Origin of the sequence: Staphylococcus sp. GDY8P67P (assembly GCF_017892545.1) — a bacterium.
Classification (GTDB): Bacteria; Bacillota; Bacilli; order Staphylococcales; family Staphylococcaceae; genus Staphylococcus; species Staphylococcus ureilyticus.
On the sequence record NZ_JAESLH010000016.1, the window covers coordinates 1 to 18,430 of the forward strand.

The window sequence follows — 18,430 nt, forward strand, 5'->3', positions numbered from 1 at the left end:
TTTCTATCCAATGTCCTAATAACATAATTAAAATTAAGGTAGCTAATTCCCAAAAAAAGTCCATTGTATGACCAGTTGCACTACTAAAGTTATTCATATAAAAAGCATACAAGCTATAAATATAAGCTACCGAAATGCCTAGGGCAACTAAGGTCATCATGCCTGGTTTTTTTGCAGCAATTTCATCTTTACCACCAGACAAGAACGGTTTACCACCATAAAAGAATAAAATTGTACCTAATATTAACACTACCCATTCAGAACCTGGAAATGTGAATTGAAAAGGTAATTTAACGCCCATCATTGGCGATAAAAAAATGATAGGTATTGCAAAAATTAATGAAACAAAAAACTTAGCTTTAAAATTCCCATGATGATGTGCATGGCCACTATGATGATTATGTGATTCATGGTTATCATGATGCATTTGATTGGAATGATTCATGTGATTTTGATGCTTAAGCTCTTCACCATTATTCTTCAAATTAACTCCTCCTATTTATGAAAATATTATATTAGCTATACTTATACTATAACACATACCCCTTAGGGGTATAAATGTTTTCGATTTATCTACTTTTATGGATTTATATAATTCCGAAACTTATGTCTACACGTCCTACATTAGACCTTGTCATCGATAATTAAAACAATGTTTTAATTAAAAGATCTAATCTTAACTATCGCATGACAATACACTCTGACCAAGGTTATCATTACCAAAACAAGTCATATATTAATATTCTTAAAGAAAATAACGCATTTCAGAGTATGTCTAGAAAAGCAAATTGTCTAGATAATTATTTAAAGAAGCCAGTAAATGAATTTATAATAAACTCATTTACTGGCCATTTTTCTAGTATTTATGCTCAGTCTCTTCAAACTATATTAATCCTTTTTTGATTCTCAAATTCTACGCCACAATAGCTGCATTTTATTAAAGATACTATATATTCAATCAATTTCAAAGTGAGTTACATACAACCTATTTTTTAGTTTTATTTGTGATATGTCTCTGCTTATCAGTGATTTTGCTAAAATTTTTATATCGCTTAAAAAATAGGCAAGTTAGTATTTAAATAACTCGCCTATATGTTTGCAGAAATATCATTTAATTCAAAAATTATGTTATTTAAATTCTAAACTAATATTAAATGATAGGTTTCTGTTTACAATAGATTTATCAGCACCTTGCTTGGTTCCTCTATTTTTATGGGATGCTTTATATTCCTGAGACTCTTGCCAATGTTTGTAAGCTGCTTCGTCTTGCCAAAACGTAATGATAACATGATGTTCATGTGTACTATGTGGCTTTAGAAATAATAGATTTTCAAACCCTTCAGTATTCTCTAGATGTTTATCTCTATTTAAGAACACACGCTCGAAGTCTGCCTCTAAACCAGGATTAGCATATAAATGGTTTAAAACTGCATAACCATATTGTGGCAAATCATTAATTTGTTCTAATATAGTATAGTGATATGTCACATTAAATCTATTAATAGTTACCTCATTATTATTTTTGTCTAAATAAATACGATGTATTTCATTTTTCAACAAATGAATCACTCCTTTTTATTGGATGATATGTCAAAATTGCTTAAATTTATCCATAACATAATCTCTACTATTTTTATGATTCACGATAGTCTGTGGATAATCTTTTCCAATTTCAATATGATAAATTTCTTGTAACTTGTCTTTATATTTAGTTGGATCATGAATGTATTTACTGCTCACATCATTAAATATTTCTAGCTGTGTTTTAATAAAATACCCTTGCGCATCAAAACGCTCACTTTGACGTATAGGATTAAACATTCTGAAATAAGGCACTGCATCTGTTCCAGTTGATGCTGACCACTGCCATCCATGTACATTAGATGCATTATCATAATCTATCAAATACTGTCTAAAGTACTCCTCCCCCCAAGTCCAATCAATAAATAAATTTTTCGTTAAAAATTGTGATACGACCATTCGTAAGCGATTATGCATATATCCTGTACGATTCAGCTTCTTCATTGCAGCATCAACGATTGGGTAACCAGTTTGACCTTTTTTCCATACTTCAAAATGTGTTTTATTATACGACCATTGCATGTTTCGATATTTTTCAGAAAAGGATTTAGTTGCCGTTTCTGAATACTGTGTCATTAACACATAATAAAATTCACGGAATAGAACCTCTCTTATAAAAGCTTCAAAATTTTTTTCATCGCTCTCATAATCTTCAAGTAAATCATTTATAATTTCACGAATATCGAGTAGTCCATATGCTAAATATTTACCTAATCCACTAACAAAATCCTGCGACACATCGTCAGTCAATTTATCATAATGAGCTATGTCACCATTTAAAAAATCATCCCAAGCTTTACGCGCTAACTTTTCTATATCTTTATTATTTTCAAATTTTAAGTCACTTTGATTTGAACCCTTTTCCGCAATTTGAGACAACTGCTTAAATTGATAACTTTTTTTAGGGGTGTGTACTAAGTCCTGACGATTTGCTTTATAAAAACTAGTAAATACTTTATAAGGCTGTTGCTGTTTATTAAAAGTCTTTGTTGGCACAAAATAATGATTCACGCGCTGTCCAATTACTGTAACTTGGTGATTTTCAAAAGCCTTTTTTACATGAGGATAGTCATATATTTCTTTGTGATAACTCATAATATCTTTTGCTACTAATACGTGAGATAACGCCAATGTTTCTGCTAATTCACCTAGCTTTTCGTATGTGACAATATAAGGTTGTATATCATGCTTATCTAAAGCATTTACAAATCCTTTTACAACTTTATAGTAATAGTTACGTTTTACTTCTGATGCGTCAGTTAAATCTTCTAAAGGTAAGATAAAATACAATTTATTTATCTCATTTTGATGCTTCACTATATATTGAAAAAGTGGATTATCTTTCGTTCTAAAAACTCTGTTAAGTATGACTCCTAAATGCATTTTATTGCCTCCCAGCTTGTTTCATACAAATTCACTTTATAATTGTCCTTTAACTTAAGATTGTGTTTTCAATCATATACCCGTTTTAACTTTTGTATAATTCACTAAAAAATAAAATAAATTTTAATACCTTACATATTATAGGCAACTTCAGGGTATATTATTATCAGAGGTGATTAAATTATGAATAACAAACAATTACAAAATGAAATTGAAAATATATTAAATACATCAAAAATAGGTGTCCTATCTACTGCACATAACAATACACCTAATAGTAGATACATGGTATTTTATAATGATGGACACACACTTTATACTAAGACAAGCATTGAGTCTAAAAAAATTGCTGAATTTAAAGATAATCCCAAAGCTCACGTACTTATAGGTTACGATGAAACGAATAATCGTAGTTTTCTAGAAATTGATGCTAATGTTGAAATACTGAAAGATCAAGAGACTATTGATTGGATTTGGAACAAACAAGATAAGTCCTTTTTTGACTCTAAGGATGATCCAAACTTGTGTGTAATTAAAGTAATACCAAAATCCATAAAAATTATGAACGATAAAAAATTAGACGCACCACAAACCATTACGTTCGATTAGTTAAAAAGGCGAGCCTAGGACATAAATAGATGTCTCAGGCTCGTTTTCAATTTGGCAGTAGGTGACTGAATTGAAAATGCGATTATATCAAGCTTTTTTCAATCCTAGTCACCCTTGCCGGGGTGGGACTACGAAATCTATATTAGAAAATTTGATTTCTGTCCCACTCCCGTTTTTATATACCATTATTAATATCTTCTAACATAGCATCAACTGTAATTTTAGCACTCGTCAGTACAATTGGCACTCCTGCCCCTGGATGAACACTAGCTCCAGCAAAATACAAATTTTTGTAATCTCTGCTCACATTCGGCGGTCTGTAATAGTTACTTTGCGCTAAAGTAGGCATTAAACCAAAGGCTGCTCCAAATTTAGCATTATAATCTCCTTCAAAATCCTTAGGCGTATAAATAATTTCTGTCACAACTTGCTTTTTCAAATCTTTTAACGCTTTAATCGTAGAAAGCTTATTGTAAATAATATCTTTCACTTGTATGATTGTTGACTCATCAGACCAATCCGTATCACCTGTTTTCAATTCTGAAACGGGCATCAGCACATAAATACCTGTTTGACCTTCTGGCGCTAACGACTGATCTTCCACACTAGGAGCGTATACATATATTGATGGATCTTGGGATATTTCCCCGGAAAATATTTCATTGATATTATTATCAAAATCCTTTGAAAATATAACATTATGTAACAAGATATCTTCAGATAAATCTTTATCAACCCCTATGTACATTAAAAAGGCTGAGCAAGAATAGTCCATGTTATCAATTTTCTGTGTCGTATACTTCTTAGGATGATGTTCATTTTTAATTAAAGATGAAGTAGCATATGGAAAATCAGCAGTACAAATTATTTTGTCATACTTTTCTATATGTCCGTTTACTTTTAGTCCCTCCGCACGCTTATACCTACTATCAATGATAATTTCTTCAACGTTTGCGTTGGTATAAATTTGAGTACCTAATTCTTCATTTAGCGTTTGAAGCGCTCTGACAAAGCTATACATACCACCTTTTATAAAGTGAACACCAAACATTAACTCTATCATGGGTATAATTGAATACAATGACGGGCTTCGTTTAGGGTCGATACCTATATATAATGTTTGAAACGCTAAAATCTTTTGGATTTTTTCATTATCAACATATTTTTCAATTAAATTATCTGCTTTATCAAATGTTTTGAGTTTCATACCCTGATATATAGTAAAAGGATTATAAAAATCCGTAGGTTTTCTAAACGTACGTTCTAGAAAATATTTTCGTGCTATTTCGTATCTTTCGTATATATCTGTTAAAAAGGACATAAAACCATATGTAGAGTTAGGTTCAATACCTTCAAGCATATTTCTTAATTGAGCAAGATCTGTAGGAACGCGAATTTGATCTGTTTCACTAAAATAAACATCATATATATGTGATAATTGTTTAATTTCCAAGTAATCATTCATATTTTTTTGAGCGTAATTAAAAACGTCTCGATAAATCTCAGGCATCATTACGATGCTTGGTCCCATATCAAATGTAAATCCATCTTGCTTGATCTGATTCATTCTGCCACCTATTTGTTGGTTCTTTTCATATAAATCTACTTGGTGACCGTTTGCTGCTAATCTTGAAGCTGCAGCTAAACCTGAAACACCGCCGCCTATAACTGCAATCTTCATAATGTTTCACTCCTATTATATTTCGCACTAAGTTCACGATAAATTTTCATTTTTTTCAATTTGCTTACATATACTTTCTTATGCAACGTATAGTTTGCCTTCCTTACTTCCACAAGTATTTCATGATAAGCTATCGCAGCTAATTCGATAATGTAACGTACCTCTTCGTCAAAATAATTAATACCGTTTAATGCAATATCATATAACCTAACTGACTCTGTAGCGTAACTTTCCCACAGTTCTATATAATTTGGCGTAACTCCTTCATAATATATAGAATGTAGATTAACTCGATATTGAGCTAATTTTTCTACACTTAGATAAATTCTTCCATTTTGAAAATCTTCGCCGACATCTCTTAAAATATTAGTTATTTGCATTGCCTTGCCTAAAGCAATCGCAGCTTCTTCAGCTTGCTCGAAATTATTTTCATTTGATGAAGTTAATATAGGAGTTAACAATTCACCGACAGTACCTGCCACACCATAGCAATACTCATATAAATCTGAATCAGTTTTCATTTCTTTTAAAACTAAATCTTCCTTCACATATTGAATTAAAGATTCAAAAGGTTTTTTAGGTATTGAATATGTATTCAATGTATTACTTAAAGCATTCATAATAGCTGCATCACTTTGATACGCTTGAATATAATCACAATCGCTATAAATCACATCTAAATCTCTAGCTATGCCGTTTAATTGCTCAAGGTCTTTGTATTTATCAATACTGTCATCTATAATTCTGCAAACTGCATAAATAGCCCAAATTGCTTTTTTCCTTTTTAAATCCAAAAAATCAAAGGCATATGAGAACGTTTTTGAATGTTCTTTCATTATATTGTGACAATGGTTATAATCTCTCTCTAATTGATTCATTTATTGGCCTCCTCAGTAAGCCTAGAACTTCTTGACATTTGTATAAAAAACTAAGCTATAAATCTATTCTACGGCCTTTCCAATATATACGTTTGAATACATTGATATCTAACCATGATTTAAAAAATATCACGACAAAGCATATGAAGAGCAGTGGATGACACAAACTCGCAACGATATTAAAATTTCCTGTTCTTCGAATAAATATATGAAATTGTATCGCATATATAAAATATAGAGTAATAGCTAATAATATATATAACGAGCCTAAATTAATTGAAAAAATTATCGCTAAAACTGTTGTAAGTGAACCAAATAGCCATAAAAATACAAACGTAAGCGTAGACTTTTTAGTTACTTGAGAGCCAAGTGCAAAGTGTTTACTCCAACCCTCTAGTAGCGCTTTATATCCTTGAGAATACATTCTAAAATTCACTACGCCTTGGCCTTCATGCAAACTAACTGGCAAACCTTGCTGATTATATGCTTTATTTATTGCAAAGCCTTCAATGATTTGATTTTTAGCTTTCAAATGTCCTTGTGTCAATTTATAATCTTGCTTATTTGTCACAAGGACTGGTCCAAACGCGCCTTGCTCATTATTTGCTGATTTCGTGATTGAAAATTGATTCATACCTACGATTGTCATTAAATTAAAAATCGCCGATATATTTTCATAGAGCTTTTTTATCTTGTGATAAGGTTGTATTGACAACAAACCTTTACCACCTTGTAAATCATATTGATTGGCTATATTTTGAATACTATCATCACAAGCAAACTGAACATCAGCATCAACAAACATTAATAAATCATGCGTTGCATATTTGTTACCTTGCCAACAAGCATGTGACTTACCTTGCCATGTAGTATCATTTTCAACAGTATATACGCTCGCACCATAATATCTAGCGACAACTTGTGTCTCATCAGTTGAACCATCATCCATAACAATTACTTCTATTTCTTGCTCTTTACTTATACTGTTAAGTAATTTAGGTAAGTTCTCCGCTTCATTTCTAGCAGGTACAATAATACTGACGGCTGTCTGACCTCTTCCTTTTCCGGAGTTATTTATAATCGCTCGACGCGCATACATACACATTCCACTTATTAGTGATAGTATCGTCAATACTATTGCTATTATATAAAGTATCATTCAGCCTCAACTACTTTCTCCATTAATAATAGCTTCTGCTACTTGCATACCACTCAAAGTAACCATAGGCATTCCAGCGCCAGGATTTACAGAACCACCTACAAAGTACAAATTTTTGAAGTACTGACTTTTTTTAGGAAATTTAAAACCTTTATTTTTCTTCTTATTGGATACTACACCATATATAGCTCCTTTATTAGAATTGTATGTATTTTCTATATCATGTGGTGTCCATACGTCTTCATATACAATGTGCTTTCTCAAATCTTTCAAGCCCATGGACTCTAATTTATCCAATATACGTTCTTGGAATTGCAGATATTCTGCTTCACTAAATGACTTACTCTGAATGTACGGTATGTGTGGCAATATTTTTATATTCTCGTGTCCCTCTGGCGCCTGTGTCTTATCTGTTTTATTTGTATTCACTACATAAATAGTCGGATCTTCAGGCAAAACATACTGGTGAAAAACTTGATCATAATTAACTTTAGAATTACTTGAAAAGAAAAAGTTATGATGTTGAAGCTCTGGATAACTTTTGTCCACACCAAGATGCATGACATAACCTGAACTAGCTGGCTCAAATTTACGTTCCAATTTGTTTATTTGGTTTGCATCAAAATTCAATAAATACTTATAAACAGGGATTACTTCCATATTAGATATAATGTAATCTGCATATATTTCCTTATTACTTTCTATTGTTATCCCTGTCACCTTATTTTGACTATTATAATTGATACGTTTTACAGGGGTGTTAAAATGTATGCCCACACCTAATTTTCTCGCTAATTGTTCCATCGCTTCCGCTAACTTATGAATGCCACCATCTACGTACCACAAACCTTCCTCATGTTGCATTTGAGGTAATAAACTCAATACAGCCGGAGCATCATAAGATGAGGAGCCGACATATTTTATGAAATAACCTAGCATTTCTCTTAAATATGGGTTATCTACCCTTTTATTAATGGCTTGTTGCATTGTATGAAAATAGTCGAATTGTTTTAAAGCTGAAAATGGACCATGATAACGAATGATTGCATACATCGTATCTAACCCCTTATCAAAGTAGCTTTTTTCAGCAACTTGATGTATCTTTTGTGCGTAACTAAAAAACGAAGAAAGTTGCTCTATATCCTTATTTGTTAACGATTCATTATTTGTTAACATATCTTCCATGGATTCATATAAATCTAAAATTTGACCATCTGGATAAACGTTTCTAATCTGTAAACTTAACTTACGAATGCTAACATAATCTTCTAGCCTTTCATCACATCGTTGAAATAGGCGTTGAAATACTTTAGGCATGGTTAAAATTGATGGACCGAGATCAAATCCATAGTCATCTATGTCTAACCTATTTACCTTTCCACCGATATGCTTATTTTGTTCATATAAATCCACTTGATAGCCTGCTTGAGCCATACAAATTGCACTGGCAATCCCTCCCAAGCCACCTCCTATGACAACCACTTTCTTATTTCCCATTTAATCACCTTTTCTTTTTTGTAATTTATTATAAATACGTATTAACTTAGGGCGATTATAGCGCTGAACAATCATACAAGGCACATTAGCTATAATGACATATATAAAATTAATTATTTTAACGCTTTTTGACGCTTTAAAAAACGCAATAACAGGAAATATGGATAGCAGATGAACCACCTCTGCACGTCTAGTTTCTAATATAAATCGCTGTATATCATTCATATTTTTAGATAAATCGAAAGTCGCTTTACTACTGATATTAGGGTTAAGATTTTGACCGTCTGGCAAATAATCTTTCCAATATTGCACTTTAACTAATTGTTGCCATAATTGACCCTCTTGTTCAATATTCCAACTTCGAAAATACTTATTATCTTTTTCTAAGAACTTATAACTAATACGAGTACCAAGTTGAGCAATAATCATTTGAACTATAAACCAATATAGCGCAATATATATAATCTTTTTTATCAATTTAATGCTCAGATTTCGCTGTATAGCTTGGGTTATCTTTATTTAAATACCAATTACCAGCTGTTAAATAAGTAGCAAAAGCGCTCCAAAGCATATATGGAACTAGTAAAATGCCAGCAACTTTTTTTACATTGAAAAATTTTACAGTTGTTGTAACTACTGCGCCCAGTAATACAACACTCTCTATCAACGCACTAAAGCGTAATTTATATTTGAAGTATAATATCGACCATAGATAATTCAGGCTTAATTGTGAGTAATAAGCACCTTTCAAAGCCTTACTAGTAGATTTATTAGTCACTAATGCATAAGCTACGCCCATCGTTGTATAAAGTATTGGCCACACAATTGGAAAGACATAGCCGGGTGGTGAAAAAGGTGGTTTAACATTATTTTTATAATCTTTTCTCGCGTTTTTCACTGCAAATTTCCCTATAAATTTACCACCTGTAATTGGTGTTATAACTTTTATAATTGTTTTAATTATCCCGTTTGCTTTCATAGTTGATCCCCTCTTTTTTTGTAAAAGTAACTAGCTATTATATCTAATAGCTATAGTTCGGCATTAGACATGTTATTTTTTCTAGCTAAATACTTTTTCAATCCATATACTTTCAAAACAATTGCACCTGTAATAACAATTGGCAAAATAAACTTCTTCATATTAAAGTATTCTCCTTTATTAGTTTTTTGGCTATTAATCTTGAATTTAAAAAGATTCATTACACTTTTATGAACTTTTGCTTGGGTATACTTATATACCCACCAAGGTAACGTCGGTTCATATTCTTGTAACGCTATGATACATGCGTCACTATTAGGTAATCTTCTAAACTCTAATCTCGCATTACCACCATCTGAATCTAAAGCGAAATCTCCACCAACAATTCGATATAAAATTCTCTCGTTATTAGAAGCTTTAAAATCTTTACTTAATAATAATAAGTCCTTATTTAAACACGGCACACTAATCGTAAAGTTATCTTCGTTAAAATCACTATTAACGACATTTAATGTAATTCTATTTAAAAAATTTGCATATGATTCTGCCAATTGAATCATATTTACATCTTTAGGTAAGACTACCCTTGATATTGCTCTAACATCTTTAATATCGCCCTTACGTGATGACTTCCCTTTCTTTTGTGTCTTAGTTTCTTCTTCCAAGGCATTACGCACACTTTCCTTATAATCAATCTTGCCTATAGAAATGTCCTTCACAATATTTTCATCATTTCTAATCATATCATGAATTAAGCTATCCATTAACGGATAGACCATTTCTTTTGGAACACCTGAAATAAGTTTCACCCAATATTTACTTAGCCAAATGGGAATAATAGGCAAATCTATCGTAGGTAATCGTTTATCTAGTACCTCTGCAGTTTGCTTGAATAGATCTTTATAAGTCATATGACTAGGTCCACCAATATCTATCGATTCGTTCTCATTTGGATTACGCTCTACAATTTTATATAAACCGTCAATCACGTCGTCTATTGCAACTGGCAATGTTGTATTATAAGCCCATTTTGGCAGTAACAGGCCAGGTAATCTATCCACTAATTTTTTTAATATAGGGTAAGAACTTCCTTTAGAGCCTATAATCAAACCCGCTCTTAAAGTACTTACTGGTACACCATATGATCCTAAAATCTGTTCGCACTCTAAACGGCTTCTTAAATGTGGTGATAATTCACTTGTATTAGGTATCAAACCACTCATAAATACAATATGCTGAACTTTGTTATAACTTGCGGCTTTAGCAAAATTATCAGCTAATAATGCATCCATATCTTCAAAGCTCGCCTGCGTCAACTTAGCTGAAGGCATCATAGAATGGACAAGATATATAGCGATATCAATATCCTCCATTACCTCAGTGATTTCATTTAAATCAAACAAGTCAGCTGCCTTCCAAGTAACATTGTGTTCATTTGATTTATTTTCTATATTTCTAGAAATAGCTATAATTTCATAGTTATCTTTTAATTTATTCATTAAGTGACTACCGATATATCCCGAAGCGCCTGTTAATAATATTTTTTTCATATATTTAGCCTCCAAATAGAAAAAGATGAGCAGGTAAACTTTACCTCAGCTCATCTTTAACTTAACGAGCTCACTTGCTCATTATCTTAATTGACAAGAGCTCCAAGTCTCTTATTTAAAATTATACCCTTCTTAAAGCTTTTCAATCTTTATTTATAATAATTAATCAATAAATTTATCAAACCACAAGAATTTGACTAAAAAAGGAATAATCTTACTTGCTTTAATGATCTCACTAGTATAAAAAATTCTTTATCTTTTCCTGTATAATCTGGAATTAGTACCATATTTGCTTTGGTACTATATAATCACTTTCGATTTAATATATATCTTGATATTATTGAAAAGTATTTGAGCAATTTAAGTTTATTTTTACAATGTATCTACTACAACTTTATATTTTAAAAGTCATCATTTCCAATTTTATACATATATTCTTTGGCTCAGGCTGATGTAGATGTATACTTTGCTTCACCGTAATGATTCAATAATTATTTTTGCTCACTGACTTACCGTCTAATAAAAAGAAAACACCATTCGTTTTATGATTAGAAACCCCGTAATATGTTGGATCGTGTAAATCTTTATAATTTTTAGCTAATGCATTTTTAGTAATCTTGTGATTATTAATCTTGAAGTTATCAGCTTTTTGAGATGTTTTAAAATTCTTATCTAGAATAAAATTACTTTGATTTGCTGTATAACCACTGTAACTATAATAAGGTTTCACAGATTCTTGCGCATGTGCTTGAGTGATATTAAATAATTCGGGCGTTACGAAAAAGCCCAAAACTAAACTACTAGCTAAAATAAAGTTAGAAACTTTTTTCATAAAAACCCTCCCCTCATATTTGTCTTACAGGTCACGTTATTACATTAATGTTACAATGTTGCGATAGCATCACATGATAAAATACATTTTTTATTTCTTCTTACACTCATACAAGCAAATTAACTTATGCTTTTCTTAATTTAGAAGCTTATCACTATAGAAAAATTGAAAAGTAAATGTCTGATATGAGCTTATTTAAACAAAGAGCACATAAGCGTTGTCAAGAGAATCATTTGATATACGTCGATTTTAAGTGTAAATATTAAAAAATCGCCTGGAACAAAAGTAATGTTCCAGGCGTGGCTATGATAAGTCTTATAATAGTTTCGCAAGTGCGACCATGACAAATTGTAATGGTAAACGAATGACATGCTGCTTAACACTATCTGTTTCATCTCTTTCATCTTTATAAGAGATGTTCTTACGTGCAGCGTAAATATTTGCAGGAAATACGAGCCAAAGGAATCCTTGTACTACTTTTCTTACGCGTGATCTATTTTTAGCACCGAGTACATAAAAAGCAATTATAAATTCTAATATGCCCGAATACTTAACTATTGCGTGTTTGAAAGGTAAATAGGACGGCACGATTTTTAAAAACATATCTTTATTTTTAAAGTGTGCAACACCACTTTTATAAAACAGTAAACTAAATATGAGTCTTACGATGATATTTTTCATAGTCTTCTGCTATTCTTCAGCGACTTTGACAACTTGTTTACCAAAATTCTCTCCTGTGAATAACTTTCTAAATGCAGAAGGTAAATTATCAAAACCTTCATCTATCGTCACTTCAAATTTAATTTTACCTTCAGACACCCATTGTGCGAGTTGTTCGCTTGCTTCTTTAAAATGATCAGCGAATTGTGCTACTACAAAACCTTGCATCAATGCTTGATTTTTAATCAACGTTCCTTGGATACGTGGTCCAACATCGTCTTTTTCATTATTATATGCTGAAATTGCACCACATACCGGAACGCGTGCAAATCGATTTAAGTGTTTAAACACTTCATCAGAAATTGCGCCGCCTACATTTTCAAAATACACATCAATACCATCTGGTACAGCCGCTTCGAGTTGTTGTGCGAAATCATCTTGTTTATAGTCAATGGCCGCATCAAATCCTAATTCATCTGTTAAATATGTTGTTTTCTGCTTACCACCAGCAATACCGACAACTTTTGCGCCTTTAATCTTAGCAATTTGTCCTACGACAGAGCCTACTGCACCTGATGCAGCTGACACGACAACCGTCTCGCCAGATTGTGGTTGACCAATTTGAAGCAATCCTGTATAGGCCGTCATTCCCGGCATGCCTAAAACACTCAAATATAAATGTAATGGTACATCTTTTGATGGCACAGGGGTCACATCGTCTCCATTCACTGTATTTATCTTTTTCCATGGTAATATGCCTGTGACATAATCGCCGACAGATAGACGTTCATCGTTCGATTGTGTGACTTTTCCAACAATATGACCTTGTAATGGCTCATTCACTTGGAAAGGTTGAACATAACTTTTTGTATCATTCATTCTGCCTCTCATGTAAGGATCTACAGATACATAAATGGATTCTACTTGAACCTCACCTGCATGTGGTTCTCGAGTTTCTATTGTTTCAAATCTAAATACATCGTCTTGAGGGATACTTTGTGGTCGTTTTGCAAGTACAACTTGTTGATTATTCATTTATTATTCCTCCAGATATTTAGTCGTAGCGTCTGATAATGACAAATCACCATTGATGATTTGGAATTCGTGACCTTTTAATGCTTCATCAGTTAACACAGAAACAAGCACTTCTGCTACATCTTCTCTTGTAATAGACGGATTTTGTACATTTTCAAATTGCGCACTCATATTGAATTGTTGCGTTTCATGATCGTTAGTTAATGCGCCTGGATGCACGATGGTATATTTTAAATTTGAATGTCTTAAGTAGTCATCCGCATAATGTTTTGCAATGGTATATGGTTTCAAGTCGCCTGACGCATCAAACGCTTCTCGACGTGAGTCGTACGTTGATACCATAACAAAGTGTTGACGACCGACGTGTTCACTTGCTTTAATTGCTTTCACTGCACCGTCTAAATCTACTATGATTGTTTGATCGTCACCTGTGCTTCCAACAGAACCGACGGAAAAAAGGATTTGATCATACGGTTTAAATAATTCTATTAATTCATCAATAGATTGTTTTGCAACATCAATGTAAGTTGCATCAATACCATCTGCTTTTAAAACTTCAACTTGTTCTTCTTTTCTAACACCGGCAGTAAAGTCAACGTTTCGTGCTTTGAGTTTGCGTACGAGATGTTGACCGACGCCACCATTAGCGCCAATAATTAATGATTTCATGTGTATCGCTCCTTTATGAAATTATTGATTAGCTAAGATTTTTAAAGCATGTTCAGCAACAGCATGTCCTGATTGAGGATTTTGACCAGTCACAATGCGACCATCTACGACTGCGAAATTGCTCCAGTCATCCTCTTTTTTAAAATGTGCACCGTTACTAATAAATTCGTCTTCTAATAAATATGGCATGTATTCAGTTGTACCATTTGCTTGTTCTTCACTATTTGTAAAACCAGTCACGTCTTTATGACGAACCAGGTAATCGCCATTTTCTTTAATATCGAGTAGACCAGCCGCACCATGACATACAGAAGAGAGAATGCCTTGGTTATTGTAAATACTTAACGCAATGTCGTTAAGTTCTTTGTTATTTCTAAAATCCCAAATCGCACCATGTCCACCTGCAAAGTAAATGGCTTGATAGTCGCTAGGATTAACCTCTTTTGGAGATAATGTTTGTCCAAATTTATTCATATAATCATGATCCGTGTAGTATTCCCAGTCCTCAGCTCCCATCATTTCAGGGTTAAGACTGATAGGATCAAGAGGCACATATCCACCGTTCGGACTTACGAAATCAACATCATAACCTGCGTCATAGAAATCTTTCGCAAAGTGTGTAACCTCTGAGAACCACGCACCCGTAGGTCTGTCTAAATTATCGTATTTCGCAATGTTTGTTACAACAATTAAAGCTTTTTTCATTGTATTTCCTCCTCATTCATGTTTATATAGAGTACAATATCAGTTAAACCTTGGTTTAAGAGAAAGGATATGCTTACATGAAACAATATTACATTGAATATGTCTCAGATTATTGCAATATACCTAAAAGCAAACTGCGTTATTACGAGAAAAAGAATATCTTGAAACACATCGACAGAGATAGCAATAACAAGCGTTTATACACAGACGACGATATCGAAATGATTAAATTTATCCAGTGCCTAAGCAATTTGAATATGCCATTAAAAGAAATCCGAAAAAACACAGATATGCTTTATCAAAACCAAATAGATGTCCCAAGCGTGTTACGCGCACACCTAAAATTCTTGAATGAACAACGGAATTTGATCAGTACACATATCGACTTAATTGAACAAAAATTACAAACTGCCATGACCGAGTGGCGAGGGAAAAGGGGTGTGTGAATTAAAAGAACGATAAGAAGAGTGTGGAGGGATAGTGAATGAATAAGCATAAAGAAATTGTAGATTTTAAAGGTTGAGTGCGTAGATAAAGGCGATAGGTGAATAGGCAAGGCTGGAATGAGTTTTTCTTCATTTACATAAGTTTCAATAAGTTCAGCATAGCCTGTCTTTTTTGCTTTTTCTACTAAGTAATAAGTCGCCATTAACATTTCTAAAAATATTGGGAATGACGTTTCCCTTTGTTGCATATAATCTAAATAACTGGATACGGTCTGAATGCCAAATTTATAATATTTCTCTTGTGGGTCAATTTGTATCAATTCATTTGTACAATATCCTAACCAGTGATCATGATATTTCCAGTATTTTTTCTCTATAAACATTTCAAATAACATTTTGACAGTATTCAACAATTACATTCTTAGCTATCCCACAAACATTTTTTAAATATATAAAATTTTTGTTTTTCCCTATATAATGTGCTTTAGCTTTATCATTTGTTACTAAAGATGACTCATTACTAAAGTTAAAGATATCTATCTGTATGCTATTCTTTACAAAGTCCTCACTTAATTCCTATGAATATTTAGTGCTATCAAACAAAAATAGTAGGGTGTTTGAAATTCTTTTATGCTCTTCAGCTTTACCGTTATAATACATATTCGTCAAAAATGTAAGTATGGAAATCACCAAAGAAAATCCTGACATATACTTTGCTGATTCTGGCTTAATAAGCATGAAAACCATTAATAAGATTAAAAATATAATGACTTGGGTATTTTATTATCACAACATAGCCCTTCATTTTTTACATACTTTACACGATTTAATGTATACATTAGTAAGAGAATTAACCCATTCTTATGAAGTTAAATTAGAATTAGGTTTTAAAAGAGAACTAGTAGCTAAATTAAAGTCTTCTGACAATGAAACTTTTAACAAATTAGGGAATATACTTAATAAAAACAGTCCTATTCGTACCGTAAAGTATAGAGATGAATATACTCATAACATAACTCCATACCGATTAAATAGCCATCCCGAGAAAGATGATTATGGAAATGCTTTTTTTAAAGCTAATAAACCAATGATTAATGATATTGAGGAAGCTATAAAAGACATAGAGTCTGATTTGGAAAAACTGCAAAAAAAGGCTAAGCATATTAAAACAGCACTTACCATCTTATAGTAGTTATACCATTCTAAATTCACCCAAAAACATTAAAATTTTATAGAAATGGATGATTAGTATGATAAAGAACAAATGGAAAATAGAATTATGGTTTCAGAAATTCAACTATTTTATACATAAAATCAGCAATGAGTTTGAGCCAGAAAGCATCATATTTGATAAAAATAACTTAATTAAAGGAAGATCATTACCTAATGAAACAGTTTATATTAGTTACTTCGTAAATCAACCAGATCAAATTATTGAACAACATACAGTGAAATCAAATTTAAACGGTATCTTTACTGACAATGTCCCAAATATATATCAATCAGAAATTTTTAAAAATGATAAATTATCATTTTTTATAGATAGTCAAAGTAAAATCGATATTGATGATATATCACAAGAAATCGTTGAAGAAGGCTCTTCCGTTCTCCTATCCTTAGATTTAAAAACAATAGAATCATACTTTGATGAATTCTTACTTGCCATTTCAGACAAAACAGAATTTGCTAAACAAACTGCTGAAAATGTAAGAAGACAAATAATGGGTGAGATAAATCTTAAAAAATGGGATATTCAAATTAAAATGAATAAAAACAAAGATAAATTAAATTCATCTTCAGAATTCAACAAACTTAAAAATGAAATTATAAAGAACCATCAAGACTTAACTGCAGAATCATATAATGACATTTTAATAAGTGATTTCTTAACTAAATATCTTGTATATAAAGAAAAGCAGGACTCCTATCTGGAAAAAGGCATATTAAGTCAAAATAAGTCAAACTATTTTATAAAATTAATTAATAAAAACTTAATTAAACAACGAAAAAGCGACTCCCAATATTTTGAGATTGCAAATAGTATTAAACCGTCAACTCATAAAAATGGTTCTTTAGAACAATCTGACAATATCGATCAATTCAGACAAGCTGCTATTGGTGTTTCACTTTATTTATACGATAAAAATGACCCTTACTTTAAATTTATTCGCAGCATTGCAAATGAAAGCTTGCGCAGAAAAACAATAACTGTTGATGACATTATACAGTCAAAAGAAAAAATTGATGAATTCATGGAGGAGGAAAATCTAATCAGTTATAATGAACTCTATTATAAGACAACTATTGAAGATACATTTCATTTTACCCTATTTACTGCTATTTCAGATTTATTAGACGAACTAGTTCAAACTGTGAGTACCATAATGCAAAAAGCAACAGAGCAAGACATACTAGTATCTTTACATATAATAAGTAATCTTAAACAGGACTTAAAAAGTTGGATTGAAAAACACGATCAAAAATCACAACATATAGAAAATTTAATTAATGGCTATGCTAGAAATTCAAATCTAAAATCGGTAATTGCTGAAACCATTCAAATGAATCGCAAGCTAACTTCAACTATTGAAAGTGAACTACTTTCAACACTTGCTGACTATGACATAAGCACATTTTATAATAGATATGGTTTGACCTCTAATCCTAACGATTTTCGTGATACATTAATGACTCAACTTATTAGTAAATTTTATGAATCACGTTTTAAAAACAGTAAAAAGCATAGAAATATTTATTTTTAATAAA

Annotated in this window: 17 protein-coding genes and 3 pseudogenes; 4 read left to right on the forward strand and 16 right to left on the reverse strand. The window is 31.8% G+C overall.

Annotation, left to right across the window (positions count from 1 at the left end; all coding sequences use genetic code 11):
* The 3 genes and pseudogenes from KA833_RS06420 to KA833_RS06430 form a co-directional block, all read right to left on the reverse strand.
* Nucleotides 1-484, reverse strand: a pseudogene (locus KA833_RS06420) (heavy metal translocating P-type ATPase); the annotation flags it as partial.
* 644 nt (nucleotides 485-1,128) lie between these two features.
* The gene (locus KA833_RS06425; RefSeq protein ID WP_016911012.1) at nucleotides 1,129-1,560 is read right to left on the reverse strand and encodes an antibiotic biosynthesis monooxygenase family protein; all 432 of its coding nucleotides are present in this window, start codon (nucleotides 1,558-1,560) and stop codon (nucleotides 1,129-1,131) included.
* A gap of 30 nt (nucleotides 1,561-1,590) precedes the next feature.
* Nucleotides 1,591-2,964, reverse strand: coding sequence for a cryptochrome/photolyase family protein (locus tag KA833_RS06430; protein WP_210128558.1), 1,374 nt, complete (start codon nucleotides 2,962-2,964; stop codon nucleotides 1,591-1,593).
* Between the two features lie 183 nt (nucleotides 2,965-3,147).
* Here KA833_RS06430 and KA833_RS06435 point away from each other — a divergent pair, with 183 nt between their 5' ends.
* Nucleotides 3,148-3,573, forward strand: a complete 426-nt coding sequence (locus KA833_RS06435) for a pyridoxamine 5'-phosphate oxidase family protein (protein ID WP_041080228.1) — start codon at nucleotides 3,148-3,150, stop codon at nucleotides 3,571-3,573.
* Nucleotides 3,574-3,748: 175 nt separating this feature from the next.
* Here KA833_RS06435 and KA833_RS06440 read toward each other — a convergent pair whose 3' ends face one another.
* From KA833_RS06440 to KA833_RS06495, 12 genes and pseudogenes are all read right to left on the reverse strand, one after another.
* Nucleotides 3,749-5,254 (reverse strand): phytoene desaturase family protein, encoded by a 1,506-nt coding sequence (locus KA833_RS06440; protein WP_046207809.1) that lies wholly within the window; start codon nucleotides 5,252-5,254, stop codon nucleotides 3,749-3,751.
* On the reverse strand, nucleotides 5,251-6,132 hold the full coding sequence (locus KA833_RS06445) for a phytoene/squalene synthase family protein (RefSeq protein ID WP_019469197.1): 882 nt from the start codon (nucleotides 6,130-6,132) through the stop codon (nucleotides 5,251-5,253). Before KA833_RS06445 ends, KA833_RS06440 begins: the two co-directional genes overlap by 4 nt.
* A gap of 55 nt (nucleotides 6,133-6,187) precedes the next feature.
* Nucleotides 6,188-7,231: a glycosyltransferase family 2 protein gene (locus KA833_RS06450; protein WP_231740046.1), complete on the reverse strand. Its 1,044-nt coding sequence runs from the start codon at nucleotides 7,229-7,231 to the stop codon at nucleotides 6,188-6,190.
* A gap of 66 nt (nucleotides 7,232-7,297) precedes the next feature.
* Nucleotides 7,298-8,788 carry a phytoene desaturase family protein gene (locus KA833_RS06455; RefSeq protein WP_046207807.1) on the reverse strand — a complete coding sequence of 497 codons (1,491 nt, stop codon included), beginning with the start codon at nucleotides 8,786-8,788 and terminating at the stop codon, nucleotides 7,298-7,300.
* The gene (locus tag KA833_RS06460; RefSeq protein ID WP_046207820.1) at nucleotides 8,789-9,262 is read right to left on the reverse strand and encodes a glycosyl-4,4'-diaponeurosporenoate acyltransferase CrtO family protein; all 474 of its coding nucleotides are present in this window, start codon (nucleotides 9,260-9,262) and stop codon (nucleotides 8,789-8,791) included.
* Between the two features lie 4 nt (nucleotides 9,263-9,266).
* Complete coding sequence (locus KA833_RS06465) at nucleotides 9,267-9,767, reverse strand: TspO/MBR family protein (RefSeq protein WP_046207806.1); 501 nt, start codon at nucleotides 9,765-9,767, stop codon at nucleotides 9,267-9,269.
* Between the two features lie 50 nt (nucleotides 9,768-9,817).
* Nucleotides 9,818-11,317, reverse strand: coding sequence for an NAD-dependent epimerase/dehydratase family protein (locus tag KA833_RS06470; protein ID WP_002483583.1), 1,500 nt, complete (start codon nucleotides 11,315-11,317; stop codon nucleotides 9,818-9,820).
* Nucleotides 11,318-11,763: 446 nt separating this feature from the next.
* A pseudogene (gene isaB / locus KA833_RS06475) lies at nucleotides 11,764-12,149 on the reverse strand (immunodominant staphylococcal antigen IsaB family protein); the annotation flags it as partial.
* A gap of 315 nt (nucleotides 12,150-12,464) precedes the next feature.
* Nucleotides 12,465-12,830, reverse strand: a complete 366-nt coding sequence (locus tag KA833_RS06480; protein WP_046207805.1) for a DoxX family protein — start codon at nucleotides 12,828-12,830, stop codon at nucleotides 12,465-12,467.
* A 9-nt stretch (nucleotides 12,831-12,839) separates the two neighbouring features.
* Nucleotides 12,840-13,844 (reverse strand): NADP-dependent oxidoreductase, encoded by a 1,005-nt coding sequence (locus KA833_RS06485; RefSeq protein WP_210128559.1) that lies wholly within the window; start codon nucleotides 13,842-13,844, stop codon nucleotides 12,840-12,842.
* Nucleotides 13,845-13,847: 3 nt separating this feature from the next.
* Nucleotides 13,848-14,513 carry an SDR family oxidoreductase gene (locus tag KA833_RS06490; protein WP_210128560.1) on the reverse strand — a complete coding sequence of 222 codons (666 nt, stop codon included), beginning with the start codon at nucleotides 14,511-14,513 and terminating at the stop codon, nucleotides 13,848-13,850.
* A 21-nt stretch (nucleotides 14,514-14,534) separates the two neighbouring features.
* A complete protein-coding gene (locus KA833_RS06495; RefSeq protein ID WP_002511752.1) occupies nucleotides 14,535-15,218 on the reverse strand; it encodes a type 1 glutamine amidotransferase domain-containing protein in 684 nt (227 codons plus the stop codon).
* Between the two features lie 77 nt (nucleotides 15,219-15,295).
* Between KA833_RS06495 and KA833_RS06500 the strand changes: the two genes are divergently transcribed.
* On the forward strand, nucleotides 15,296-15,664 hold the full coding sequence (locus KA833_RS06500) for a MerR family transcriptional regulator (RefSeq protein WP_204179871.1): 369 nt from the start codon (nucleotides 15,296-15,298) through the stop codon (nucleotides 15,662-15,664).
* Between the two features lie 107 nt (nucleotides 15,665-15,771).
* On the opposite strand, the pseudogene KA833_RS13875 reads toward KA833_RS06500, so the two are convergent.
* Nucleotides 15,772-16,074, reverse strand: a pseudogene (locus KA833_RS13875) (poly(glycerol-phosphate) alpha-glucosyltransferase); the annotation flags it as partial.
* Between the two features lie 269 nt (nucleotides 16,075-16,343).
* On the opposite strand from KA833_RS13875, the gene KA833_RS06505 reads away from it, so the two are divergent.
* A complete protein-coding gene (locus KA833_RS06505; protein WP_230623012.1) occupies nucleotides 16,344-16,853 on the forward strand; it encodes a Cthe_2314 family HEPN domain-containing protein in 510 nt (169 codons plus the stop codon).
* Nucleotides 16,854-16,914: 61 nt separating this feature from the next.
* Nucleotides 16,915-18,426: a hypothetical protein gene (locus KA833_RS06510; RefSeq protein ID WP_210128561.1), complete on the forward strand. Its 1,512-nt coding sequence runs from the start codon at nucleotides 16,915-16,917 to the stop codon at nucleotides 18,424-18,426.
* Nucleotides 18,427-18,430: the final 4 nt, after the last annotated feature.